This is a genomic window from Ruegeria sp. BF12 (assembly GCF_056538705.1).
Genome location: NZ_JBQFTP010000016.1, coordinates 1 through 25,487 on the forward strand (window position 1 = coordinate 1; position 25,487 = coordinate 25,487).

Consider the following 25,487-nt stretch of genomic DNA (forward strand, 5'->3'; position numbering starts at 1 on the left):
CAAGGATCTTCAGATCGAGATCGGCTACGTTGCGGCACGCGTTGCAGGGGCAAGTCGTGTTTTGCACAATGTTCCGTCGACGTTCGGCGAACGCCCGATAAAGGCTTTCACATATATTGAGGAAAGTTTCGCCAGAAGGGAATGGCCCACTCGAATAAGCGAGAACGGCGTCACCCTCGAGGCCCCGCAACTTCATTGGGTCCTTCAATTCCATCACAATTGCTTCCAGCAAAGAATGGATGATCGGGTTGGCGTGTTCCAACTCTGACCGGGTCAAATATCCAGTGTAACCGGTGATATCGGCGATGAGCAGATAGCCTGACTGAATAGACATAGTCACAAAGATCCCAATTTCGCGCGTCAATACATATGGTAGACAACGAATTTGTTCCGAGCAACGTAGTTCAGGCACAGGAACTGAATGCCCGGAAATGACGCCAGATGGGCATTAGTTGTTGGTATTCTGTCATCTTCTTCAGACTCGCACCTGCCGTCCAAGACGGCGCAGCATCTTGGTCATCGCTGAAGAATGGATAATCAATGTTGGCCCATATTTGACACTGAACGTGCAAATAGATTTTGCCAGTGCAGCCCGCAATTCGGACGTTCGCCTCCGGTGCGAGATTTTGAAGCTGATGAACTCACTCATCGCGCAACAAACCTGCCCTTTAACTCAACCGCAACAACTATCGCCCGTCTGAATTGGCGGGCACGGAACGGTGGCATAGGAGCAGTATACGCAACAGTCGCCCTCGAGCGGTTTCAATACTGTCTCGCACGCTTTGCACTTATAGAACCACTGGCAGGCGTTTGTCGGCATTTCCTCGGTCTCGGCATGTCCGCATTTGGGACACGTCAATGTGCTTTCAAGCACCACGTTTTGTTCCGTCATAGTCTCACATCTGCATAATCAGATAGTCGTTGATCCGAGCCTCATTGAACACGATGACCCATGCCAGTCCGGTCATTGCTGTGCTTCCGGCAAGCCACCATTTCAGCCGCCCAATTGATCTGCGTCGATGCGATACCGACCAGGACAACGCGACCAGCGCAGTCGATATTGTCAGTACATAAAAACTTGCTGCCGCAATATTCCCGAATATTGCCAGCCAACTGCCGCCCAACCCGAGCAACATCATGGCCATGGGTAGAACACAGCAGGTCGCCACGCCAAGCGCTGAAACCGATCCTAAATAACTGAGGCCAAGGTATTTCTGCATTCTTCTTCTCCACTGGTCTTCACGGCACGGCTTTGCAGTGATGACCCAAGCGGTGTATAAATCCTGTAGCCACTACAGGATCAAGCAGGACAATTTCATATGATTGCGATTGGAGAGGCTTCCCGGCAAAGTGGAGTAGGTATTGAAACCATCCGCTATTATGAACGCGAAGGAATTGTGCCCAAACCCGAGCGCGCCTCCAACAATCGCCGTCTCTACTCACAACGTGATGTTGGAAGGTTGCGTTTTTTGAGAAAGTGCCGGGATTTAGGATTCCCACTTGCAGACGCGAAGACGCTGCTCGACCTGTCAGAAAGCAGTGGTGCAGACTGCCAAACCGTGAAGGAGATGGCAGAGCGTCATGTCTCCAATGTGCGTCGTAAGATCAAGGAGTTAACAGTTCTGGAAGCGGCGTTGAATGAACTTACTGCTAACTGCGATAGCGGAAACATATCCTGCCCAATGCTCTCCCAACTGAGGACAAGAGATAGTCACTAAGGCCTCGGTCCAGACTTGCGGCGATGCGGCGTCGAAGGTTGAACACCAGAGATGAACGTCAACCCGATCTCCTGTGATAACCTGAGGGCACCAGTAAAAACTCGGGAGTAAACAATGTCGGATATTGATACTGTAAAAGCACTCGACGCGGCTATCATCGAGGGGATCAATTCAAAGGACGCAGGTAAGGCGACAGCACCCTATGCTGAAGATGGCGCGGCCATGCCGCCGGGTGCGCCGATAATGACAGGTCATACAGCCATTCGGGAATATTGGCAGGCAGCTATTGACGGCGGCCTGAGTAATGTTGTGGCCAATCTGACCGATGCCCATGTCGGCGGAGATTGTGCCGTTACTATGGGAACCCTGACGGGCTCGATGGGAGGGCAAAAACTTGCTGGGAAGTACGTTCTCTACTTCCGAAAAGGCGACGACGGCTGGAAGGTACAGCGCGACATCTGGAACTTCGACGCATAGAGTGTCGGCGATGGCTTAACGGTTAAATCTACTGATTTGTGCTGGCAGGTCGCATCCACCGAACTTGGCTTGCGTGCCGCGATGACGTCACCACTGTTTGCTCAGCGCAACTGATGGAGTGAAGCTTTTCATAGCCTACTCTTTTGATCAGGCAGCGCTGGGATCATCTACCAGTCAGATCTGTAGCCCGACGTTAAGCCGCACGACGCTATTTGGAATGGCTGAGTTGGTCATTCATATCCGCAAAAGACACTGCCCAGAAATCCGCTAAAAACGCGGAACATTCCTGTTCGGAAATTTCCGAACGCGCACCGTCTCCATCAGTTGCCATACCCATTGTGTAGCGCAGTTCGGTACCCGTATCTGTTTCCGTCAGATGGTAGGTCTCGGGAAAGCTAACATCGGGGCGCGCAGGGTCCAGAATGCGGGTGGAGAAATACTCAAAGGGTTCCCAATCCGTGACCCGATAAAAGAACTGGGCCATTTCATGCGCGCAATGATAGCCTGACCCCGGGCCAAGACGTCCCAAAGGGTTCTCCATCTTGATGTCGCTGACGCTGTTCATCCATTTCAGCTTGTGTTCAGGAGCAACGAGGGCCTCCCACACGAGGCCTATGGGCGAATCGAAATGGTAGCGCAGGGTCCACACGCCATCTTCTTCTTCGAGAAAATCGCGCGGGCGATCAGCGCGCATCTTTTCCCATGATTTGGCCAGATCGTAGACCTTCATTCCGACTTCACCAAAATGTTCTATATCCTGGGAAAACGGCTCCATTATGTCGCCAATATCCATGGCTTTTGCGGCCGCTTCGCTAAACAGGGCATAGCTGCGAATGCCCGTGCGCTCGGCCACATCCGTCTTGGTCAATCTGTGAACAAGAATGACATCGGCGCCGGAGATGTCTTTGGCTGGCCCCAGTTGCATTTCATCGAACTGACCGTGATGGGCGATGATCTTGAGGTCCAGACCGCCGACATTGGCGCATGCCCGACACGGACATGTCGTGTTGGCGATTATATCCTGCCGTCTGAGGGTGAACGCGTTGTAGAGATTTTCGCAAATGGTCAGAAATGTCTCTCCTGACGGGAAATCTTGTCGTGTCGAATAGGCCAGAACGGCATCGCCTTCGGTTTTCCAGAAGTGCAGCGGATCTCCGACCTGCTCGAGCAAAACGCTAAGAAGGGATTGCAGAATGGGATTGGCATGGTCCATTTCCGAAGATGTCAGAAACTGAGTGTAGCCGGTAATGTCGGCAATCAGCAGGTAACCTGTGTGCGTTGTCATTTGGCAGCCCCCCCCGGTCCAAAGATCGCGTGCGCTCACCATAGATGAAAACATACTTAAACAACAAATATGGTCGGTTGCGCGAAGTGGTCCCGGTCTTCAGCCGCTGTCATCGAACCCTTGGCGTTCGCAGCCGAAACTGGAGCGGAGGCATTAACGTTTTACCCAAAATTACTGAAGTTTCCCATTCGCCCGCCGTCGGCTATGCTTTATCCATGTCGAATGCCTCTGAACGACGGCTGACCGCTATTCTGGCTGCGGATGTGGCAAACTACTCCACACTCATGGGGGAGGATGAAGCTGCCACATTAACCGCCCTGCGCCTTTTTCGAAACGACATTCTTACTCCAGCCGCTCGTAAGTATGAAGGCAGAGTGGTAAAAAGCATGGGGGACGGCTGGTTGGTTGAATTTCCCAGCGTAGTCAGTGGGATCAAGTGCGCGATCGCTATCCAAAACGAACTGACCGATAGTCCTCAGTTCAAGTTGAGGATGGGATTGCACAGCGGAGATGTCAGTTTTGCTGATGAAGATGTTTATGGTGACGGCGTCAACGTTGCCGCACGTCTTCAAGATCTGGCCGAACCCGGATCACTGGTGATATCCGAAACTGCGCGGCGCAGCCTTGATGCCAGGCTTTCAGATCACTTCACCTGTCTCGGTTCTCAGAAACTAAAAAACATCGCAGAGCCTTTGGTCGCCTATGGTTGGGGAATGTCTGCATCAGCCATCCAGAGCTACCTTTTGGAGGTGCCGGAACGACCTTCGATTGCGGTTTTGGCCTTTGACAACGTGTCCCAAAACGCGGATCAGACCTTTTTTGCCGAAGGTATCGCCGAAGATGTGATTTCCGCGCTGTCCCGGTTTCACTGGTTCTTCGTGATCTCTCGAAATACGAGCTTTTCCTACCGGGGCCGCGTCATCGGGACGGAGCAAATTGCTCGCGATCTGGGCGTGCAATACGTTCTTAAGGGCAGCGTTCGAAGGGTCGGCAACAGGGTTCGTGTTTCGGTGCAACTGATCGACGCGACTGCAAACCACTACGTCTGGACCGAACGATTTGACGGCGTAATCGAAGACATCTTCGATCTGCAGGACGAGATCACGCAGAAAATTGTAGGCGCTGTTGCACCTGAATACCTGGCTGCTGAAATGCAACGCGCACGGCGCAAGGTGGTCCCACGGATGGATGCCTGGGAATTGTCTGCGCGCGCCCATTGGCATATCTCGCAGTTCACAAAAGCAGACGTAGACGAAGCCCAGAACCTGCTCATGAAAGCCGTCGAGTTGGACCCGCAAAGCTCATTCGGGCTGGCGGATTTGTCATTTACGCATCTGATGCAATGCGTGAACGGCTGGAGTGATGATCCTGACACTTCCAAGGCCGAGGCGGTAAGTTTGGCGCAACGGGCGGTTTCGATGAACGGCCGCGACGCCTATGCCATGGCCTTACTTGGTGCGGCGGATTTGTTTTCAGGCCATCATCAGGACGCCGTAAGGAAGTTGCGGGACGCTATAGACCTAAACCCCAACGACCCCCATGCCTATGCTTTGCTTGCCAGAGCTCAGGTTTATCTGGGCGACGGCAAGGAAGCGCTCGATAACATCATGACCGCGATTAGGCTCAGCCCGCGCGATCCTTTTATGGCTTTGTGGTACTCCATTCGCTCACTCTGTGGGTTTGTGGCTGGCCAGCACGAAGAAGCGATCGAGTGGGCCGAGGCGTCAATCCGGGCCCAGCCAAACCGCAGCAGCTCTTATCTTGATCTTGCCGTGAACAATGCCCTTTGCGGCAAGCTGGATGAGGCGAGGCAGGCTGTTCTCGACCTAAAGCGCCTGAATCCCGGCGCCTCGCTCCAGTTGGCAGAACGCACACACCCCTTCGCGCGATCGGAAGATCACGAGCGCTATAAACAAGGTTTGCGCGCGGCAGGCTTGAACCGGTGAACGCGGCCCAATCCTGCCGATTCCATGGTTTTCGCCGCGCCGCGGTGCGCAAAAGTTGGAACGACCAAGCCCGCCGTTCGGCGATTTCCATTGGTCTCACGGGGCCCGGCAGAATAGCGGCTCTGTCAACATCAATCCAAAGGCACACACAGACGAGCCAAAACAGCCTTGTTTTGATCCCGCATTTCAATTCAACTGAAAACAGTGATTTACTGACTTGCCGGTCTCGCCAAATGGAGAGCGCAGAATGAACCAATCCGACGATCACCGAGTTCCAAAACCGGATGGAGCGAAACACGCGCTGGACCGGATCGTCGATGCCATAGACACGATCCCCGAGGGCTTTGCCCTTTACGATTCCGATGATCGTTTGGTTCTGGCGAACGAGACGTATCGGAAGATGCTGTATCCGGGGCACGAAGATCTGGTGAAACCGGGGATGACGTTCGAACAGGTCGTTCGAAAAGCGCTGTCGCTCAACGTGATCACAGATGCGGTCGGACGTGAAGAAGAATGGTTGGCGCAACGGCTGAAACGCCACGACAATCCGGAAGGCACCCAGATGCAAAGCCGGACATCTGGCGGGTGGATCAAGATCAGCGAGCGCAAGACCGGCGATAACGGAACAGTCGCGATCTACAGCGATGTCACTGAACTGAAGAAGGTCGAAGCACGCAACGCCGAGCTTGCCCAGATCCCCGAGGAAAACCCCAATCCGGTGATGTGTATCAGCAGTGACGGAAAGCTGCTTTTTGCGAACAAGGCCAGCGATCCCATGCTGGATGCGTTGGGCCTGAAAGTCGGGGCGGATGTCACCGAGGACTGGTTGGTCCGCGTTAGGAAGGGACTGCAGGAAGACAAGCGACAGGACTTTGAATGTCACGCCGACGGCATGGTCTACGCATTACTGCTCTGGCCGGTGCCGGACGCCCGGCACGTCAACCTCTACGGGCGGGACGTGACGCAGCTTAAGCAGGCAGAAAAGCGGATGCGCGAACTGGCGCGTATTCCCGAAGAGAATCCCAACCCGGTTCTGCGCATCACCGATCAGGGCAAGCTTGTCTATGCCAACAGGGCAAGCGCGCCCTTGATCAAAGCGCTGCAGCTGAAGGTAGGCGACCGTGTGGGAACAGGTTGGCGCAAACGTGTTGCCAAAGGTTTGCGCGAAGATCAACGGCAGGATTTCGAGTACGAGGCAGGTGGTCTGATCTATGCCCTGTTGCTGTGGCCGGTTCCGGAAGGCGGTTATGCGAATATTTACGGCCGCGATATTACCACTCAGAAACAAGTTGAAAGCGAGCTGCGCGTAGCGAAGGATATCGCGGAAACGGCCAACAAAACCAAAAGCACATTCCTCGCCAACATGAGCCACGAGCTTCGCACACCGCTGAATGCGATCATTGGATACAGCGAACTGATGCTCGAGGAATCCATCGACCAGAATGACGAGGCAAACCTGAGCGATCTCCGGAAGATTCAATCTGCCGGGAAGCACTTGCTTTCCCTGATTAACGACATTCTGGATTTGTCCAAAATCGAAGCCGGAAAGATGGAGTTCAATCTGGAAGCCTTCGATGTTCTTCAAATGATCAAAGATGTCGGAACAACGGTGCGACCGCTGGCCGAAAAAAACAACAATACACTGAAGATTGTGTGCGCCGAGAACATCGGGGATATGGTTTGCGATCTGACCAAGGTGAGGCAAGCATTGCTCAACCTTTTGTCCAACGCCTGCAAGTTCACCGAGAACGCGACAATCACGCTGTCCGTTCTACGATCGAAGAAACAGGATCAGCTGGAATTTTCAGTCGCCGATCAAGGCATCGGCATGTCGCCCGAACAAGTCGACAAAGTTTTCGAGGCGTTCACTCAGGCGGATTCCTCCACTACCCGCAACTATGGTGGTACCGGTCTTGGGCTGTCGATCACCAAGGTCTTCTGTGAACAGCTGGGGGGTGACATTCACTGCGCCAGTACTCTCGGCGAAGGTTCAACCTTCACCATTCGTCTTCCGAGTATCTGCACAGATCCGTCTACAGACCTGCTGCGGGAAAAAGGGTATTCGGGGGACGATCAGGGCGGCGCTTCAGACGCCCCATTGGTTCTACTGGTCGATGACGACCCGACGGTACATGACCTTTTGGGGCGACGGCTGCGCAGGGAAGGATACCGCGTTCTTGCTTCGGCCAAGGGTGACGAGGCTTTGGAATTGGCGCGCAAATTCAGGCCTGACGCCATCACGCTGGACGTGTTCATGCCCGAGATTGACGGTTGGGCGGTATTGTCAAAGCTAAAAAACGACCCGGATCTGGCAGACATCCCGGTTATCATGCTGACATTCGCAGAAGACCGCACTCGAGGATTGTCGCTGGGTGCCAGTGAATATCTGGGCAAACCCATCGACACGGTCGCACTTCTGAACGCGCTGAAAGACCATTGTCCACCCCTGCCGGCGCCCCGAGCCCTTGTCGTGGAAGACGAGGCTGCAACGCGTGAAATGATCAGCCGCGTTCTGGGCAAAGAAGGCTGGCAGATCGAGCAGGCCGTCAACGGGCTGGACGCCCTTAAACATCTTTCTACATCCGTACCGGACGTCATTTTGCTGGATCTCATGATGCCCGAGATGGACGGGTTTGAATTTCTGGCGGGGATGAGGAAGAACCCGGACTGGAAAGACATACCTGTCATCGTTGTCACCGCTAAGACTCTGTCAAACGATGACCGCGCGCGACTGAGCGGCTCGGTCGAGACGCTTATCAGCAAGGACGGGGATGAAATTGAAACCATTCTCAATCAGTTAAACGACATTCTGATCAAACACCGGCCTGCCTCTGCAGAGGAAACATAAGTTGTGAATGGCGGCCCAGAAGACGAAGCACAAAAAGCACAGGCCGTATGGCTGGCCAATTTGCGTCAAAACCTCATCTCTCCGATCAGCGCCATCGTTGGGTTTTGCGAGTTGCTTCAAAGCGAATCCAGACGGCTGAACCTGGATGAAGTCACTTCAGATCTAGACCGGATTTCTCAGGCGACTACGGAACTGAGTGCCTTGGTGGATCAGCTTCTGCATCCTGAGATGGCGATTAAGCTGACAGTCAGCGGTGATGAGGGCGTGAAGCGGCTTCGTCACGATCTGCGTACCCCGATGAATGCTATCAAAGGCTACAGCGAGATGATGCTGGAGGATCTGGAGGACCTGAATGCAGAACATCTTGAGCCGGACTTGCTTGGGCTTTTGGATCACACCGACACCTTGCTGCAACGTATCGACACACTCTCGGGATCGTTCGGTGATGGCCACAAAATCTCTGACACACCGCGCGAAACGGCCGCGATGTTTGCCAATCTGGTCAAGAGCATGCAGCCCCTGCCTTCAATCGCCGATGCATCTGGATCAACCGGCGACATCCTTGTCGTCGATGATGCCGAGGCCAACCGGGACTTGCTCGCCCGCCGGTTAAAACGGGACGGGCATCGCGTTTGGACTGCCGACGGCGGCTATTCTGCTCTGGATAAGTTGTCCCGCCAACCGTTCGATCTGGTTCTGCTTGATCTGATGATGCCGGATATCAACGGTTTCGAGGTCCTGGCCCGGTTGAAACAGGATGACGCCCTTCATGATATCCCCGTCATTATGATTTCTGCTCTTGATGAGATCGAAAGCGTCGCGCGCTGCATCGAGGCCGGTGCCGAGGATTACCTGCCCAAACCCTTCAACCCGATCCTGTTACAAGCCCGGATCAGCGCGGCGCTGGAAAAAAACCGCTGGCGAAAGCGCGAACGCCAGTACCTTGAGATCATGGAGGCGGAAAAGCAAAAGTACAAAGACCTTTTGCTCAGTATCCTGCCGCAACAGATCGTGACGCGCCTTAATGACGGCGAGGCTACAATTGCCGACCGCCACAACGACGTCACCGTGCTCTTTTCCGATATCGTCGGCTTCACTGAGATGTCAGCCAGGCTCGCCCCGGCACAGGTGGTTTCCTATCTGAACCGGATTTTCTCGGGGTTCGACAAAACGGCGAAGGAACTTAGCGTTGAAAAGATAAAGACGATTGGCGACGCTTATATGGTTGCCGCCGGGGTGCCGGATGGTCGCGCAGATCATGCCGAAGTGATCGTCGAGATGGCGCTTCGGATGCTCGATCAGGTCGAGGCGCTGAACCTTGAAACGGACCACCCGATGCATATCAGGGTCGGCGTGCATACCGGGCCGGTGGTTGCTGGTATCATCGGATCGCACCGTTTCCTTTACGATGTCTGGGGGGACACTGTTAATTTTGCCAGCCGCCTTGAGTCAACGGGGGCGCCGGGCCGGGTGCAAGTTTCTGAGGCTACCGCCAGACGGGTCGAACATCGCTTTGACATCTCTGAACCTGTCGAAACAAGGGTGAAAGGCAAGGGTCAGATTAGAACCTACTATGTCACCCAACGCAAAAAGGCGGCGGATTGAGTGGTTCTTCCTCAGGTCGTAGGCAGAAGGTTCCCCATCTTGTCCAGCAAACGGCTCAACTCAACCGGTTTGGTATCGAAGTCGTCGCAACCTGCTTCTAGCGCCTTTTCCCGATCACTGGCCATCGCGTGCGCGGTCAGGGCCACCACCGGAATCGACGCCGTCTCGGGCGCCGCCTTGATACGTCGCGTAGCCTCCCATCCATCAATCTCAGGCAGGCTCATATCCATCAAAATGATGTCTGGACGTTCTTCTCCAGCCATTGACACGCCTTCCAGCCCGTCCTTCGCAACGACAACGTGAAAACCTTTGCGTTCCAACCGGCGCGACAGCATATCGCTGTTCATTTCATTGTCTTCAACCAACAGAACTTTAGTCAAAACTCCCCCCTTGCGCCTCCGCGCATTATGAAAACCGATTGGCTCAAGAAGCTTCGAAACTTATGCTCGAAGGCCGTGCTCTGCCACTGGATCGTGCAAACCTACCGGTCGGTGCATTCTTTCATCAATTATATACTACGCAATGAGTATTTGGCCGACTTAGGTCGACCCACCCCCTTTTGCCAATGATGGGTATGATCCGTAGCAATTTGGTGAGCGGCGGTTCGCTTTGTGAACAGCTGGGAGGTTAAATGACCGCTCTGCGATAGAAAGACCCTCAAATTTGCTCCTGCGGAGAACGTCAGCTTCCCGATCTTGGTGCCGGAGATCGAGGTCGCGATGCGCAGACTGCAGAAGTTGGGGTCCGCGACGTGAATTCACGCCATGTCCGCATTGCGGTCGTAGCGGTTCGGCACCACAAATGGCTGGTTTCGCAACCAATGCACGAATTGCAGCGCCATAACAAACCAGGAACATCGCAGTAGCGGTTTTATGTGAAGCGATCTCTGGTTGAGGAGTGGCCATTCAGTGGAACGAGTACAAAAGGCTGCCTCGCGGACAAAGAGGACCTGCGCCGCGTTGTCGCAAATGACCACAATGCACGCATTCCAACCTCGTGAACCACCGAGACGGACCAACGGCTGGGAGGTCGGTCAGGACTGATCTGAGCCGGAAGCAAGCGCAGCGAGGTTATCGAGCGCCGCAGACCAGCCATTGTTGTAGTCTCTGAAGAGATCAGAACCTGCAAGGCTGGCGATTTGCAGAGTGACTCGCAGCGCGCTGCCTGTCTTGCTCTTCGATATTTCGTGGCTGCAAAGCGAGATCGACACTGTCTGCCCAGCGACAACAAGTGTTTCTGTGAATGACAAGAAATCAGGTGTGACAACGTGAAACAAACCGATAGTGTTGAACTCGGGCGCTTCTTTGGGGCCGCAGCGGGTCTTTTCTTGACCTCCGGCGCGACAATCATATTCGTCAATGATTACCACACTGTCGTCATTTGGTGCGCTCCACTTCTGTCGGGAGGCACGGTCGGTAATCACTTGAAAAAGACGTTCGGGGGAACAGGCGATGTCGCGTTCCAAAATCAGGGTTTCAAAGTCAGCCATCATCGCCTTCCTTCTCAAGTTGCTCGGCAAGGGCGGATAGGCGATCCAGTCGGCCTCTCCAGATACTGTGCTGGCGATGCAGCCAGTGTTCGGCCTCCGCAATCGGGGCAGCTTCCATATGTACTGTTCGAACACGGCCGATCTTTTCGGACCGGATTATCCCAGCAGATTCGAGCTTGCTCAGATGCTTCAAGAACGATGGCAAAGCCATGTCGTGGGGTGCGTGCAGTTCTGAAACCGGGGCGGGGCCGGTGATAAGGCGCTCGATAACCGCGCGACGGGTCGGATCGGCAAGGGCCGAAAAGACATTGCTCAAATGGTTTTCCATATAGCTAAGTAATTGAATTCGGAAGGGTGCGTCAAGAAAAAGATAGCCTATTGGATAAGTAATTGAATCTCACCACCATATTGATGGTCTGTTGCAAGGCGTCATTAACAGCAGTGAGATTGAGCAACGGCAGCTTTGAGCGCATCTCACTACTTCCGGCGACGTGCAGCATCCAACACTTCGGGCTCCTTCGAGTCATTCGCCGCGTCCCGCCTAAATGTCAGGTTTTGAGTTCTCGGAGGGAAGGCCTTAGATAAAAGCCATTGGACATTGCTGAACGGGTGTTACGTGAACCAACTTCTAGTTGCATCTTCACCCATCTGGGTCCTCATCACTCCAGTGTCCAATCTCGTAATCGCCCTGCTTTTTCATGCGACGTATGAACGATAGGTAGTTAACTACGCGGTCGATCTCATCCAATTCTCCAGTGGCATAGGCGACCGCAATCATCTTGAATTGGGCCTCAAGATCTTCCGCAATTTTTTCGTCTCGTCGAGCGAGACCCTTTCCCGTCCCCAAAGAAGCAGTAGTTGTTTTGTCTTCGCTCCACATCTCATCGAGATAGGCCTTTAGATTAAGCGCGGGACTATTCGAGCCCAGCTTGCCTACGGCCTCCCATATTGGTTGAAGCCGTTCAGTAAGATTTCTTCGACTGCTAGTCATGTTTCTTCACCTCGCTGTACAGCAATTCAACGTAGTTGGCCCAATCGATAGACCGCCACTACTACTGATGAGCATGAGCGGCGGAGCATCAACTTAGCTCCGCTACCAGCTTTTGTTGACTCAACCAGTCAGTTTAGATTGACGTTTTGCCCCCCCCAATCATCAGTTCCCGAACCACATCTCGTGTCTCGTTCGGGTAGGCACGAACAAACCCAGCCTCGCAGGGGATTGTCTCAACTTCTCTACGATCCAGTGCCGGACCCAAATGGATCGCGGCGATCTCAAACTGCTCTGCCATTTGGCCCAGCGTTACGTAGGACTCTTCAAACGTCTGAATACTCTCTTCAGTGATGTAGCAACGGTAGTGCTGCGTGTCTGGGTTTCGCAGTTTTATCTGCTTCAGGTATCCACCATCTCGCAATAGCCGGATTGGCTTTGGGCCAGCGGGATTTGGACAAGCCAAACGCCCCCGGCCATCAGGGGTAAGACGCTGCCTTCCCCCTCGGGCAACCCTATTAGACAAAACCGTGTCCTCGGCTGCACCTGCGGGCCGCACCACTATTGTCGAATAGCATTGCCTCGCCCCCATCCGCGTTCGCCACGTGGCAGATCAGCAGGAACAGGCGCCTTCGGCGTCTGATCTGCAAATCAGCCCTGATTTTCCAAAAAGGAAGTCAGGATCAGTGAAATCGGCTTAGGTGCTGGATGAAGGAATTAAGGCGAAATGGCAAGGTTCTGTCGCTGGTGGCAGAACTATGTGTCGCCTTACAAAGACTGTAAGGCGACACATTGATTTACCATTTAGAGACACCTAAAGTATTGATTTTCAATCATGCGGAAATTCTTCGGCGTACAGGTTTTGCCATTTGCGACTCAAAATCCTTCCACAATATAGGTGCGTCTAGAAAGCCGTCACTACCTAAATTGCGGTGCAAGTTGGAGGAGCTTCCACGTCGAACCTCAGCACGAAGTGAAGTCCGTCATCTGATAAAAAAATTTGCCCTTTTAGGCAGGAGACACCGAACAACGGGATTTCCGAACAAAATACTGTATCAATTGAACGTTTTCAGAGGATCAAACCATACCCCGAGCTTTTATTAAGCCAAATTTTGGGTTTCATTCTTCAATCCCGAAACAATTTTCAGGTATCAGCGCTAGACGGTTACGGCCTGCAACAACTTATCGCGTGGCACGTCTACCCTTGTGCCGTTGATCAAGACTTCTCCACGTCGCAACGCGATAAATCTGTCGGCAAGGTCATAGGCAAAGTCAAAGTATTGCTCCACTAGGATGATTGTCATTCCGCTCGTAGCCCTGAGGTGCCGGATCACTTCGCCTATGTGTTGGATGATGTTGGGCTGAATACCTTCGGTCGGCTCGTCCAACAGCAGCAGGCGTGGCCGCGTGATCAGTGCCCGGGCGATCGCCAGCTGTTGCTGCTGACCGCCAGAAAGGTCACCTCCGCGCCGGTATCGCATTTGCTTAAGAACCGGAAACAAATCATATATTTCGTCTGAAATGAAATGCTCGCTGGCGGGTAGACAGGAGAATCCAGTTTCCAGGTTTTCGCGAACTGTGAGCAAGGGGAATATTTCACGACCTTGCGGGACATAGGCCACGCCTTTCCAAGCCATTTGATGAGCAGGCAGGACACCCAAAGGTTCCCCATCCAGTTCCAGATTGCCACCCGAACGCGGATGCGTCCCGGAGATTGCCTTCATCAGGCTGGTTTTCCCGACACCATTGGTTCCCATGACACAAGTCACTTCACCTTGCCTGGCTTCCATGGAAATCCCGTTGAGGATTTGCGAATGTCCATAGTGCAAAGTCAGATCGGTCAGTTTCAGCATTGCTTAGCGCCCCAGATAAACGTCGATGACGTCCTGATGGGATGTCACGTGATCAAGACTGCCCTCAGCCAAGACAGACCCTTCGTGCAAAACCGTGACCTTGCAATTCAGGCGTCGGACAAATTCCATATCGTGTTCCACCACGACCACCGCGCGGGTTCTGGCCGCCTGCACCAGCAGGTCGGTGGTGTGTTCGCGCTCCTGCGGCGTCATGCCGGCGGCAGGTTCATCCACCAGCAAGAGTCGTGGCTCCTGAGCCAGCAACATGCCGATTTCCAGCCACTGCTTTTGACCGTGGCTCAGTTCGCCAGCTTTGCGGCTTAGGTGCTGATTTAGACCGATCTCGACGCTCAGGTCGTCAACTTTCCGCAAATCGTCTGTGGAGGGTCGGAAGAAAAGCACGCGAAGCCAGCCGCGTTTGTTTTGAAGCGCCATAAGCAGATTCCCGTGCACGGTCTGGTCTTCGAAAACCGTCGGCTTCTGAAACTTCCGCCCGATGCCAGCCTGCGCGATTTTTGCTTCGGACATTTTCAGCAAAGATACAGACTTCTTGCCCCAGATGACGCGTCCATTATCAGGCCGGGTTTTGCCTGTGATGATATCCATAAATGTGGTCTTGCCTGCTCCGTTCGGGCCGATCACGGCGCGAAGCTCGGCCTCGCCGATCTGGAACGACAAGTTGTTGATAGCGCGGAAACCGTCGAATGTGACCGTAACGCCGCTAACTTCAAGCAAAGTGCTCATTCGATGGCCTCCTTCTCTCGCAGGGCTCCGTCATCCGGTCCCAGATTTGCCCCATGCCTGTCCGGGTGGCGGCGGTCGGTCCACAAGTCGAACAATCCTCCGATGCCCTGCGGGGCGAACAACGTAACCAACACGAAAGTTACGCCCAGAAGCACCTGCCACCAGTCGACCCATTTGATCGTGTAAAACCCAAGCGAAATATCCGGGGCCTGCCCGCCCGTGAACCACGTACTCAGAAGGCTGACAAAAGCTGCGCCAATTACCGCGCCGTACAAGCGACCTCGTCCACCGATGGCGACCCAGACGGCCAAATAGATCGAGGCGATGGGGGCCATCTCCTCGGGGTTGATGATGCCGGCTTGCGGGTAATAAAGCGCGCCGGCAATGGCCGCGATACAGGCAGTCAGGGTAAAGACGGCCAGCTTGTAGACCTCGACCGAATAGCCAAGGAAGCGCACACGCGCCTCGTTGTCTCGGATGCCACGGATGACCGAGCCGAACTTGCCCGAAACGATCCACGCAGCGAGCATATAGCCCAGCCCCAGTGCCAGTGCCGAAGTCCAGAGGAACCAGATCGACACCACATCCTGCGAGGCGGAGACACCAGGCAGGTTTTGCAAGCCCGACAGGCCGTTATTGCCGCGCAATCCGCTGTCGTTCTGGAACAGGTACAGCGCCAGCGCCAGCGTCATGGCTTGGGTCAGGATCGACAGGTATACACCCGTCACCCGGCTGCGGAAGGCCAGCCAGCCGAAGATCAGCGCCAGAATTCCGGGCACCAAAACGACCAGTATCAGTTGCAGGGTCAGACTATGGGCAAAGGCCCAGATCAGCGGGAAGTCCGATGATCCGACCACGCCAAAAATCTGCGTTCCGATGGCGTCCACGACCTCGGTCGGCGTAGGAGGGATTTCGGCTTGCGACAGCGACTCGACCACGATCAGGCGCGTGCGTTCGTACATCAGCCACATGCCGATCATGTAGCCTCCTAGCCCGAAGAAGGCGAAGTGACCCAGCGACAGGATGCCGGTGAAGCCCCAGACCAGATCCATCGCCACTGCGATCAGGCACAGGCACAGGGTTTTGCCTAGCGTTTTGACGAAGCTGGTCGAGATCACACCAACCCCGAAACCCTCGGACAGGATGGTCACGCTCAGGGTGAACAGGGATAGGATGGCAAGAAACATCAGCACGGATGGGTTCTTGGCGATAAAGCTGCGTTCCATGGCTCAATCCCCCGCCGCGCGGCCCTTGAGGGCGATGATGCCCCGCGGCCGGAATTGGATGAAAATGATGATGAAGATGATCATGTAGGTTTGGGCTGCGAGAGTGTTCGATGGATTCATCCACTCGATGCCTTTCTGCAGAAAGCCGATCATTCCGGCACCCGCCAGCGCCCCCCAGATGTTGCCGACACCGCCGACAACCACGGTCATGAAGCTTTGTACGATGTAATCGTTGCCCAAATCCGATGTGACCTTGGCAAAGAGACCGATGGCGACACCCGCGATCCCGGCGATGCCGGAACCCAGCCCAAAGGTCAGCATATTTACCCGCCCCGGATTGATGCCCATTGACCCCGCCATGCGCGGGTTCTGCGTCACTGCGCGCATCTCAAGCCCCAGCCGGGTCCGCTTCATGATGTAAAGGAACAGCCCCAGAAAGATCATCGCCAGCACGAAGATCGCAATCCGGATATAGCTGATCGAAACCACATCGTTCAGCACCCATGCCCCATCCAGCCAACCGGGCGCGGTCAGCGGGCGGGCTTGCGTGCCGAAGATGTTCTTGGCCAGTTGCTGCAGGGCAATCGAAATACCGAAAGTCGCGAGCAGCGTCTCCAGCGGGCGAGCGTAGAGCCAGCGGATCACCAGCCGCTCCATCGCGACGCCCATGGCGAAGGTAACGGCAAAGGCCATCGGGATTGCGACGATGATCGAAAGCGTGTGATCAGGGATGAACTGTTGCACCACGTAACCGGTATAGGCGCCCATCATGATGAACTCGCCATGGGCCATGTTGATCACGCCCATCACACCGAAGGTGATGGCCAGACCAATGGCGGCAAGGAAATAGATCGACGCCAGTGAGATCGCGTCCAGTGTCAAGTCGAGTGTTTGGTTCAGACCGACCTTCAGTTCGATCTGCTCTAGGGCTTTCTCGGCTACTTCAGTGACCTCGGCAGACGGCTCGCTGTACGTTTCAAAGAATATATGCGTGTTAACTGCAGCGTTGACGTCCGCGTTCGTGAATAAGACTGGCACGAGCCCCGCCTCTGCTAGGGCGGCATACGCACGCTCGCGCATTGCGTCTGAATTCAGTTGAGCGACTGGAATGTCACCTACACGCCCCCTGACAATATTAGCCGATAGTGCCGCTCTGATATCTTCCGCAGAAACACGCGGTGGGGCGAGGTTTCCCGCAACGAGCAAGTCATATGCTTCGTCAGACGTTAAGGCATTTGAGCCCGCTTCAAGAATAACTGCGACGTTCAGGTCCGAGGGTAATTCAGTAGCGGCATGCCGGGAGGTGACGACCAACGGGTTCAAAGCGGCGCGAACATCTACGCCCAGATCGCCGGACATTTCTTCGATCGCGGCCACGCGGGCTGCGGTATCTTCGTCGAATCCGATCGTGAGCAACCGTTCGAGCCGTCGCTTTTGCGCCTTCAATTCTGCGTCGGGTTCATCGCCTATCGAAGCCCGAAGTGGCTCTAAGAGTGCACTTTCAGGATCACGCTGAATGGATTGCAGGGCCGCCAGCCGCTTCTCGCGGCTGGGATCGGTCAGTTGGAACTGCACCAACGCTGTCCCAATCATCGCGCGAATACCGCTGTTGGGCTTCAACTGCTTAAGCTCGGATTTCTCGAACGTGCCAACGACCTTGCCTGTATCGAAGTCGGTCAATTCATACGACCGCCCCTCACCTTTCTGTCCAGAAAAGAACAGACCGTCAGACTTGCGCATCCACATGTTTTTAGCGGCCCATGTCTCAAGCATCACTTGCGCCTGCGGCAAGCCACTGGCCGCGATCGCATCAATCGCTGGCTTGATGGTCTTGCGCGAGCTTTTGGCGATGATCTCCTGATGCTCTTGCAGGATCGGTTGCAGACTACCCTCTTGCGCATTGGCGGTCAGGCAGGCGCACAGGATTGCGAGTCCCGCAAGGAAAAGTCGTAACATGTGGAGAAACCCGAATGTCTTGGGCAAGGCGGGCGATTACTCCCGCCTTGCGGGAGGATTAGTAGTTCGACAGGGTCTGAACGCAGGTCTTGGTCTCGGTGTTGTACATACCGCAACCCAGCTCTTTCCAATCCGAGACCAGCACCGCCGATTCCGGCAGGAAGTCGGTCCATGCATCACCCGGCACGACATCAGTCTCACTGATGATATCGAACTGGCCGTCTTCCTGAATCTCGCCGATCAGAACCGGTTTAGCGAGGTGGTGGTTCGGCAACATCACAGCAGTGCCACCGGTCAGGTTTGGGAATTCCTGCCCGTACATCGCCGCGCGCACAGCATCGACTTCGGTCGAGCCGGCCTCGGTCGCGGCGTTCACCCACATGTTGAAACCGATGTAATGCGCCTCCATCGGGTCATTGGTCACACGCTCGACGCCCATGGTGGCTTTCCAGGTGTCCACGAATTCCGCGTTGGCTTCTGTATCCGCCGACTGGAAGTAATTCCAAGCGGCAAGGTGACCGACGAGGTTGGTGGTATCCAAACCGGACAGTTCTTCCTCGCCGACCGAGAAGGCTACGACTGGAATATCGTCCGCCGAAACGCCAGCGGCGGCCAGTTCCTTGTAAAAACCGATATTGGCGTCGCCATTGATGGTCGAAATCACACCGACTTTCTTGCCATCCGCGCCCAGCGCGACCACGTCAGCCACGATCTTGGACCAGTCGGAGTGGCCGAAAGGCGTGTAATTGACGAAGATATCGTCATCCGCGATACCCTTCTGTTTCAGGTAGCTTTCAAGAATATTGTTGGTGGTCCTGGGGTAGACATAGTCCGTACCGAGCAGAGCAAATTTCTCAACCCCCAGTTCCTCCAGGAAATAATCCGTGGCGGGAATGGCCTGTTGGTTCGGAGCGGCACCGGTGTAGAACACGTTCTTCGAGCTTTCCTCACCCTCATACTGAACCGGGTAGAACAAAAGACCATTCAGTTCTTCGATGACCGGCAGAACCGATTTGCGGCTGACCGAAGTCCAGTTACCAAAGATCACATCCACCTCGTGGACGGTCAGCAGTTCGCGCGCTTTTTCAGCGAACAACGGCCAATCCGATGCAGGATCCACCACAACCGCCTCAAGTTGTTTACCCAGCAGGCCACCCTTGGCGTTTTGCTGATCGATCAGCATCAGCATAGTGTCTTTCAACGTTGTCTCCGAGATAGCCATGGTACCCGACAGCGAATGCAGCACTCCAACCTTGATCTTGTCTTCGTCCGACAAGGCTGCGGTGGCCATGGCAGCAAAGACAACCGATCCGGCGAGCGTGGATTTGAGCGATTTCATGTAATCCTCCTGGCGGGGCCGGGAGAGAGGGCTTGCGCAAAGGCACACTCTTCTTCTACCTGATCCCCGCAACTGTTGTTGCGTTCCGTGTGGCGGTTGTGTTCGAGATCCAATTCGCGCAGCCGTCACACACCTCCGGGTCGTTTCCGCGGTGGCACCCATACGGTTTCTGCATCGCAGCAAGCTTGGCAACTTACCATTAACCCAATTTGGGAAATCGGCGAGATGCGCCTATTTTTTCATCCAAGACCGGGGTCGCTGTCTAAAATTTAGACGCACGACGTCGAAATAAGCAGATTTCGACACTGTAGATTAGTGTTCCGCCCCTTCAACAGAGAAACAGGTGCCACCAAATCAAGCTCTAAAGGTGCCCTATAACCCAAGTTACAGCCATATTGCCCACGCACAGTGCTGTTCCACCGCGTGCTACAGGTGCCGTCAGCCTGAGCACCAAGCAATTGGGCAACAGGACGGTGCTGAACAAGTTTCGCCAGTCCGGGTCTTTTAAGTGCCTGTTCCCCAGAACCAATATGCCTGATCTTGACGCGGTTCTCCTAAACACGGCTGGCGGCGTAACCGGGGGCGATTCATTTCGATTTTCCGGTAAGGCGGCGAAAGGAACCGCGCTGACCTTGACAACACAAGCCTGCGAGCGCGCCTATAAGGCTCAGCCGCAAGAATGTGGCCAGATTATTAATCATCTGACTGTTGAGGCTGAAGCCCGGCTGAACTGGTTGCCGCAAGAGACCATCTTGTTCAACGGCAGTGCTCTGGACCGACGCCTGAAAGTCGAGATGGCGCCGGATGCCGAGTTGCTGATGGTAGAACCGCTCGTCTTCGGGCGCCTCGCTATGGGCGAGACGCTTACCGATATCCGCCTGAACGATCGGATCGAGATACAACGCCAAGGAAAGACGGTGTTCCTTGACGCGATCCGGTTCTCTGGTGATTGGCACAAGCATCTGTCCAAGCCTCATATTGCAAACGGTGCAGGGGTGATGGCGCTGATCGTCTTTGCTTCGGAGTTAGCCGAAGGTCATCTGGATTCCATTCGCAAATTGCTGCCCGAGGACGCAGGGGCAACACTGATCCAAGACGGTCTTCTGGCTATCCGTATTCTGGCCGACAACAGCTTGGCTCTTCGCCGCACATTGATGCCGATTTTGCGCCGGTTGAACAAAGACACCCTCCCCCGATGCTGGATGCTCTGACATGAACCTGACACCTCGTGAAAAAGACAAACTTCTGGTCGCCATGGCCGCCGAGATCGCCCGAAAGCGACTGTCACGCGGCGTCAAGCTGAACCACCCCGAGGCTGTCGCCTTGATCACCGATGCTGTAGTCGAGGGCGCGCGCGATGGGCGTTCAGTTGCTGACATGATGCAAGCCGGAGCCGAGGTGATCACCCGCAACCAATGCATGGAGGGTGTGCCCGAATTGATCCACGAGGTTCAGGTCGAAGCCACCTTTCCAGATGGCACCAAGCTGGTGACCGTCCACAATCCCATTCGCTGAAAAGGAAACCAATATGACACGCATGCTTTTCCCTGCCCTGATCTTCGCTGGCCCCGCAGCAGCCCACAACGGAACGCATATCCACGCGCACGGCACCGATTATGCCGCGATGGGCGTCGGGTTGGCTGTTGTCGCGGTGGCCGCTGTCGCGTTGATCACAAAGCTGAACAAATGATCCCCGGAGAGGTGTTCCCGGCTGATGGTGAAATTACCCTGAACCCCGACGCTGATGCGATCACTTTGATGGTCGCCAATACCGGCGACCGCCCGGTTCAGGTCGGCTCACACTACCATTTCGCCGAAACCAACCCGGCGCTCGACTTCGACCGTGCTGCCGCGCATGGCCTGCGTCTGGACATTGCGCCAGGCACCGCTGTGCGGTTCGAACCAGGTCAGGCACGCGAAGTTTCGCTGATCCCGATCAGCGGTGCGCGCAAGGTCTACGGCTTCAATCAAAAGGTCATGGGGGCACTCTGATGCCAGCAACAATCCAGCGCTCAGACTATGCCGCGATGTTCGGCCCTACCACCGGGGACAAGCTGCGGCTGGCCGACACCGACCTAGTGATCGAGGTCGAACGTGATCTGACCAGCTATGGCGAAGAGGTCAAGTTTGGTGGCGGAAAGGTAATCCGCGACGGAATGGGGCAGTCTCAGGCCACGCGCGCCGAAGGAGCTGTGGATACGGTCATCACCAATGCTCTGATCGTTGATCACTCGGGCATCTACAAGGCTGACGTAGGCCTGAAAGACGGGCGGATCGCAAAGATCGGCAAGGCTGGAAACCCCGATACGCAACCTGGTGTCGACATCATAATCGGACCCGGTACCGAGGCCATTGCTGGCGAGGGTCGTATCTTAACAGCAGGTGGGTTCGACAGTCATATTCACTTCATCTGCCCGCAACAGATTGAAGATGCGCTGCATTCCGGCCTGACCACCATGCTTGGCGGTGGCACCGGGCCGGCACATGGCACTCTGGCGACCACGTGCACCCCCGGCCCATGGCATATCGGGCGGATGTTGCAGGCGGCGGATGCTTTCCCGTTGAATCTGGCCTTTGCGGGTAAGGGCAACGCTTCGCTGCCCGCCGCGCTCGAAGAACAGGTCAAGGCCGGAGCCTGCGCGCTTAAGCTGCACGAGGATTGGGGAACCACCCCAGCCGCCATCGACTGCTGCCTGTCGGTAGCGGACGCGATGGACGTTCAGGTTATGATCCACACCGACACGCTCAATGAATCAGGCTTTGTCGAAAACACAGTAGCGGCCATGAAGGGTCGCACAATTCACGCCTTCCACACCGAAGGCGCAGGCGGCGGACATGCTCCGGATATCATCAAGATCTGCGGCGAGAACCACGTTCTGCCGTCCTCGACGAACCCCACACGGCCCTTCACCGTCAACACGGTCGAGGAGCACTTGGACATGCTGATGGTCTGCCACCACCTCGACAAATCTATCCCCGAGGACGTGGCCTTTGCCGAAAGCCGCATCCGGCGCGAGACGATTGCCGCCGAAGATATCCTGCACGACATGGGCGCGTTCTCGATCATCGCGTCCGACAGTCAGGCAATGGGCCGGGTCGGAGAGGTTTTAATCCGCACATGGCAAACCGCTGACAAGATGAAAAAACAGCGTGGGCGATTGGCGGAGGAAACCGGCGACAACGACAATTTGCGCGTCCGTCGGTATATCGCAAAATACACCATCAACCCGGCCATCGCACATGGCCTGAGCCACGAGATTGGCAGTATCGAGGAAGGCAAACGCGCCGACCTTGTCCTGTGGAACCCGGCCTTTTTCGGTGTGAAGCCCGAGATGGTTCTGCTGGGCGGTACCATAGCCTGCGCGCAGATGGGCGATCCCAACGCGTCGATCCCTACACCGCAGCCAGTTTATAGCCGCCCAATGTTTGGGGCTTACGGACGGTCGGTGGAAAACTCGGCGATCACATTTGTCTCGCAGGCGGCCCATGCCGACGGGATCGGTGATACACTGGGATTGGCAAAGCAGACCGTCGCCGTCCAAAACACGCGGGAAATCGGCAAGCAGGATCTGCTGCTGAACAACGCGACACCGCATGTCGATGTCGACCCGGAAACCTATGAGGTGCGCGCTGATGGCGAATTGCTAACGTGTCAGCCTGCCGAAGTTCTACCGATGGCACAGCGATACTTCATGTTCTGATTAAAAATTACGCTGCATTGCAGCAAGCGCATCCCGGGCATGACCAATCACCCACTACTGAGCGAGTGAAAGATGACAGATATTAGAACACAAGGGAGGACCAACGTCTCGCAAGCTTACGAGGGTCCCAATGGCACACACAGAAAATCAACCGCATTCCGGTTTTTCCGTATTCGGTATGTTCTCGGCGGTTGGTTCGTCGATCTATTCGGCTCTTGCTCGATTGGCCGAAGCACGATCGCGCACCGATCAAATCCAGTTCCTGCAATCGCTGAGCGACGAAGAACTGCGCAAACGCGGTCTGTCCCGCGACCGGATCGTACAACACGTTTTCGCGGGTTCTATCTGGTAAAAGCTGCCCGTCCCAAAGAGGGGGCGCTGGCATGACCATCCTCCTTTGTACAGCACGGCAGTATTCTGATCATCTACACGGCGAGCCTGCGGACGCCCTGTCGCTGACCTATGAAGACCGGTTTTTGCGCCGCAAGGTTTTGACATGCGAAAGTGGCGAACAGATTCTTGTCGATCTGGCGCAAACGACGTCGTTGAACCACGGTGGCGCTTTGGTTCTGGATGACGGCCGCGAAGTAGAAATACAAGCTGCAGCCGAACCTCTGCTGGCGGTAACTGCCCCGGACCTGACGCGCATCGCATGGCATATCGGCAATCGCCACACGCCTTGCCAGATCGAAAAGGATCGCCTGTTGATCCAGGTCGATCACGTTATCCGAGACATGCTTCTCAAAATTGGCGCCACCGTGCGAGAGGTGCACGAGCCGTTCACACCCGAAGGCGGGGCCTATGGCCACGGCAGGACCCATGGTCATACCCACTGACGCCGATATCCTGACGCTGACCCAATGGTTGTCCCCTGCATATCCTGTGGGGGGGTACGCGTATTCTCACGGGTTGGAGGCCGCAATTGACGTGGGAGCTGTCACGAGTTCACAAGATACCGAAGCTTGGATTTCAGATGTGCTGGAACATGGCTCTGGGTGGAATGATGCTGTGTTCGCCGTGGCGGCCTTTAATGCGCAGAACAAAGATGAACTGATCAACGTCGATGTCATGGCGCGGGCCTTTTGCGGGTCATCCGAAAGGCTCATGGAAACCGAGCTACTGGGTCAGGCATTCGGAAATGTTACCAATGGCGTCTGGAATTTGGACCTTGGACAGTTCACCTACCCCGTCTCGATTGGACAGGCCGCAAGACAACAAAACCTTCCCTCGCTGCTGACGACCAAGATGTTTCTGCAGGCGTTCGCAAGCAACCTTGTCGCATGTGCGACGCGCCTTGTACCACTGGGACAGACTGACGCGCAAAGGCTGATCCATACTCTAACGCCATTGTGCGAGCGGATTGCCCTGAGTGCCCAAGAAGCTGATTTGCATCAGCTGAGTTCAACGGCATTTTTGGCGGACATTGCGTCCATGAAACACGAAACACAATATTCGAGGATATTCCGCACATGACGAGTATGAACGGCCCGCTTCGCGTAGGTATTGGAGGCCCGGTAGGCGCTGGAAAAACCACTTTAACCGCTGCCTTGTCTGAAGCGCTGCGCGATGTCTGCTCGGTGGGTGTTATTACCAACGACATTTATACGCAGGAGGATGCCGAAGCGCTGATGCGTATGCAGGTCCTGCCGCAGGACAGGATCATCGGCGTCGAAACCGGCGGTTGCCCGCATACAGCAATTCGCGAAGACGCCTCGATCAATTTGGCCGCCGTCGCCGAGATGCAGACACGCCATCCGGATCTCGACGTTGTTTTGATTGAAAGCGGAGGCGACAATCTATCGGCCACATTCAGCCCGGAACTGGCGGATCTGACCATCTACGTGATCGATGTCGCCGCAGGCGAGGAGATTCCCAGGAAAGGCGGGCCGGCAATTACGAAATCGGACATCCTCATAATCAACAAGACCGACCTTGCGCCGCATGTTGGCGCTTCGCTGCAGGTTATGGAACGTGATGCGAAAATGATGCGTAAAGGACGGCCCTTTCTGTTTTCGTCACTTCGTCACAGAAGCGGGGTCGACGCTATTGTGGATCTGCTTGTGAAAGGGGGAGGTTTAGAGGTTTCAAAAGCAAGTTAGCCCCCGAAACGAAGAGGCCAAGTTATCGATGCTCAAAGCCGATTGGACAAACCGAAAGCACGATCATCATTTTGGCATTTGTCTGGAGGTAACATTTTGTTTTCGTTTGCAGGCTAACTGCTAACGAAATTCAACACGGCATTTTTGACAAAAAAATGGTGAGCAAAACCCTTACCTTGACCCACGTGTTGCGTATCCCAGTTATCAGTAAAA

At 55.1% G+C, this 25,487-nt stretch carries 27 protein-coding genes; 14 read left to right on the plus strand and 13 right to left on the minus strand.

Features of this window, described 5'->3' with window-relative positions; all coding sequences use genetic code 11:
• The 3 genes from ACR0J0_RS19840 to ACR0J0_RS19850 all read right to left on the minus strand — a co-directional run.
• On the minus strand, positions 1-334 hold a 334-nt coding region (locus tag ACR0J0_RS19840), incomplete at its 3' end, for a DUF2652 domain-containing protein (protein WP_480665749.1).
• A gap of 339 nt (positions 335-673) precedes the next feature.
• Positions 674-892 carry a GDCCVxC domain-containing (seleno)protein gene (locus ACR0J0_RS19845; protein WP_480665750.1) on the minus strand — a complete coding sequence of 73 codons (219 nt, stop codon included), beginning with the start codon at positions 890-892 and terminating at the stop codon, positions 674-676.
• A 4-nt stretch (positions 893-896) separates the two neighbouring features.
• Entirely contained in the window at positions 897-1,220 is a 324-nt protein-coding gene (locus ACR0J0_RS19850) for a hypothetical protein (RefSeq protein ID WP_480665751.1), read from the minus strand.
• A gap of 99 nt (positions 1,221-1,319) precedes the next feature.
• Here ACR0J0_RS19850 and ACR0J0_RS19855 point away from each other — a divergent pair, with 99 nt between their 5' ends.
• Positions 1,320-1,718, plus strand: a complete 399-nt coding sequence (locus ACR0J0_RS19855) for a MerR family transcriptional regulator (RefSeq protein ID WP_480665752.1) — start codon at positions 1,320-1,322, stop codon at positions 1,716-1,718.
• 114 nt (positions 1,719-1,832) lie between these two features.
• Positions 1,833-2,195, plus strand: coding sequence for a YybH family protein (locus ACR0J0_RS19860; RefSeq protein ID WP_480665753.1), 363 nt, complete (start codon positions 1,833-1,835; stop codon positions 2,193-2,195).
• A gap of 208 nt (positions 2,196-2,403) precedes the next feature.
• Here ACR0J0_RS19860 and ACR0J0_RS19865 read toward each other — a convergent pair whose 3' ends face one another.
• The gene (locus ACR0J0_RS19865) at positions 2,404-3,480 is read right to left on the minus strand and encodes a DUF2652 domain-containing protein (protein ID WP_480665754.1); all 1,077 of its coding nucleotides are present in this window, start codon (positions 3,478-3,480) and stop codon (positions 2,404-2,406) included.
• Between the two features lie 215 nt (positions 3,481-3,695).
• Here ACR0J0_RS19865 and ACR0J0_RS19870 point away from each other — a divergent pair, with 215 nt between their 5' ends.
• The 3 genes from ACR0J0_RS19870 (at position 3,696) to ACR0J0_RS19880 (ending at position 9,879) form a co-directional block, all read left to right on the plus strand.
• Entirely contained in the window at positions 3,696-5,426 is a 1,731-nt protein-coding gene (locus ACR0J0_RS19870) for a tetratricopeptide repeat protein (protein WP_480665755.1), read from the plus strand.
• 247 nt (positions 5,427-5,673) lie between these two features.
• Positions 5,674-8,274: a response regulator gene (locus tag ACR0J0_RS19875; protein ID WP_480665756.1), complete on the plus strand. Its 2,601-nt coding sequence runs from the start codon at positions 5,674-5,676 to the stop codon at positions 8,272-8,274.
• A gap of 3 nt (positions 8,275-8,277) precedes the next feature.
• Positions 8,278-9,879, plus strand: coding sequence for an adenylate/guanylate cyclase domain-containing protein (locus ACR0J0_RS19880; protein WP_480665757.1), 1,602 nt, complete (start codon positions 8,278-8,280; stop codon positions 9,877-9,879).
• An 11-nt stretch (positions 9,880-9,890) separates the two neighbouring features.
• Here ACR0J0_RS19880 and ACR0J0_RS19885 read toward each other — a convergent pair whose 3' ends face one another.
• The 9 genes from ACR0J0_RS19885 to urtA form a co-directional block, all read right to left on the minus strand.
• On the minus strand, positions 9,891-10,259 hold the full coding sequence (locus ACR0J0_RS19885) for a response regulator (protein ID WP_170558829.1): 369 nt from the start codon (positions 10,257-10,259) through the stop codon (positions 9,891-9,893).
• A 653-nt stretch (positions 10,260-10,912) separates the two neighbouring features.
• Positions 10,913-11,368 (minus strand): SRPBCC domain-containing protein, encoded by a 456-nt coding sequence (locus tag ACR0J0_RS19890; protein ID WP_480665758.1) that lies wholly within the window; start codon positions 11,366-11,368, stop codon positions 10,913-10,915.
• Complete coding sequence (locus tag ACR0J0_RS19895; RefSeq protein ID WP_480665759.1) at positions 11,361-11,684, minus strand: ArsR/SmtB family transcription factor; 324 nt, start codon at positions 11,682-11,684, stop codon at positions 11,361-11,363. Before ACR0J0_RS19895 ends, ACR0J0_RS19890 begins: the two co-directional genes overlap by 8 nt.
• Positions 11,685-12,008: 324 nt before the next feature.
• The gene (locus tag ACR0J0_RS19900) at positions 12,009-12,359 is read right to left on the minus strand and encodes a hypothetical protein (RefSeq protein ID WP_480665760.1); all 351 of its coding nucleotides are present in this window, start codon (positions 12,357-12,359) and stop codon (positions 12,009-12,011) included.
• 1,154 nt (positions 12,360-13,513) lie between these two features.
• Positions 13,514-14,209 carry an urea ABC transporter ATP-binding subunit UrtE gene (gene urtE / locus ACR0J0_RS19905; protein ID WP_480665761.1) on the minus strand — a complete coding sequence of 232 codons (696 nt, stop codon included), beginning with the start codon at positions 14,207-14,209 and terminating at the stop codon, positions 13,514-13,516.
• 3 nt (positions 14,210-14,212) lie between these two features.
• Positions 14,213-14,953 (minus strand): urea ABC transporter ATP-binding protein UrtD, encoded by a 741-nt coding sequence (gene urtD / locus ACR0J0_RS19910; RefSeq protein WP_480665762.1) that lies wholly within the window; start codon positions 14,951-14,953, stop codon positions 14,213-14,215.
• On the minus strand, positions 14,950-16,179 hold the full coding sequence (urtC, locus tag ACR0J0_RS19915) for an urea ABC transporter permease subunit UrtC (protein ID WP_480665763.1): 1,230 nt from the start codon (positions 16,177-16,179) through the stop codon (positions 14,950-14,952). Before urtC ends, urtD begins: the two co-directional genes overlap by 4 nt.
• Positions 16,180-16,182: 3 nt before the next feature.
• The gene (gene urtB / locus ACR0J0_RS19920; protein ID WP_480665764.1) at positions 16,183-18,135 is read right to left on the minus strand and encodes an urea ABC transporter permease subunit UrtB; all 1,953 of its coding nucleotides are present in this window, start codon (positions 18,133-18,135) and stop codon (positions 16,183-16,185) included.
• A 58-nt stretch (positions 18,136-18,193) separates the two neighbouring features.
• Complete coding sequence (gene urtA / locus ACR0J0_RS19925; RefSeq protein WP_480665765.1) at positions 18,194-19,474, minus strand: urea ABC transporter substrate-binding protein; 1,281 nt, start codon at positions 19,472-19,474, stop codon at positions 18,194-18,196.
• A gap of 530 nt (positions 19,475-20,004) precedes the next feature.
• Between urtA and ACR0J0_RS19930 the strand changes: the two genes are divergently transcribed.
• The 9 genes from ACR0J0_RS19930 to ureG all read left to right on the plus strand — a co-directional run bounded on the left by ACR0J0_RS19930 (position 20,005) and on the right by ureG (position 25,274).
• Positions 20,005-20,685 (plus strand): urease accessory protein UreD, encoded by a 681-nt coding sequence (locus ACR0J0_RS19930; protein ID WP_480665766.1) that lies wholly within the window; start codon positions 20,005-20,007, stop codon positions 20,683-20,685.
• Between the two features lies 1 nt (position 20,686).
• Positions 20,687-20,989 carry an urease subunit gamma gene (locus ACR0J0_RS19935; RefSeq protein ID WP_480665767.1) on the plus strand — a complete coding sequence of 101 codons (303 nt, stop codon included), beginning with the start codon at positions 20,687-20,689 and terminating at the stop codon, positions 20,987-20,989.
• Positions 20,990-21,002: 13 nt separating this feature from the next.
• Entirely contained in the window at positions 21,003-21,164 is a 162-nt protein-coding gene (locus tag ACR0J0_RS19940; RefSeq protein WP_480665768.1) for a peptidase M23, read from the plus strand.
• Positions 21,161-21,466 (plus strand): urease subunit beta, encoded by a 306-nt coding sequence (locus ACR0J0_RS19945; protein ID WP_480665769.1) that lies wholly within the window; start codon positions 21,161-21,163, stop codon positions 21,464-21,466. The genes ACR0J0_RS19940 and ACR0J0_RS19945 overlap by 4 nt, the downstream gene beginning before the upstream one ends.
• Positions 21,466-23,175 (plus strand): urease subunit alpha, encoded by a 1,710-nt coding sequence (gene ureC, locus ACR0J0_RS19950; RefSeq protein ID WP_480665770.1) that lies wholly within the window; start codon positions 21,466-21,468, stop codon positions 23,173-23,175. Before ACR0J0_RS19945 ends, ureC begins: the two co-directional genes overlap by 1 nt.
• A 130-nt stretch (positions 23,176-23,305) precedes the next feature.
• On the plus strand, positions 23,306-23,527 hold the full coding sequence (locus ACR0J0_RS19955; protein WP_480665771.1) for a DUF1127 domain-containing protein: 222 nt from the start codon (positions 23,306-23,308) through the stop codon (positions 23,525-23,527).
• 31 nt (positions 23,528-23,558) lie between these two features.
• The gene (locus ACR0J0_RS19960; protein ID WP_480665772.1) at positions 23,559-24,011 is read left to right on the plus strand and encodes an urease accessory protein UreE; all 453 of its coding nucleotides are present in this window, start codon (positions 23,559-23,561) and stop codon (positions 24,009-24,011) included.
• Positions 23,977-24,648, plus strand: coding sequence for an urease accessory protein UreF (locus ACR0J0_RS19965; RefSeq protein WP_480665773.1), 672 nt, complete (start codon positions 23,977-23,979; stop codon positions 24,646-24,648). Before ACR0J0_RS19960 ends, ACR0J0_RS19965 begins: the two co-directional genes overlap by 35 nt.
• Entirely contained in the window at positions 24,645-25,274 is a 630-nt protein-coding gene (ureG, locus tag ACR0J0_RS19970; RefSeq protein ID WP_480665774.1) for an urease accessory protein UreG, read from the plus strand. The genes ACR0J0_RS19965 and ureG overlap by 4 nt, the downstream gene beginning before the upstream one ends.
• Positions 25,275-25,487: the final 213 nt, after the last annotated feature.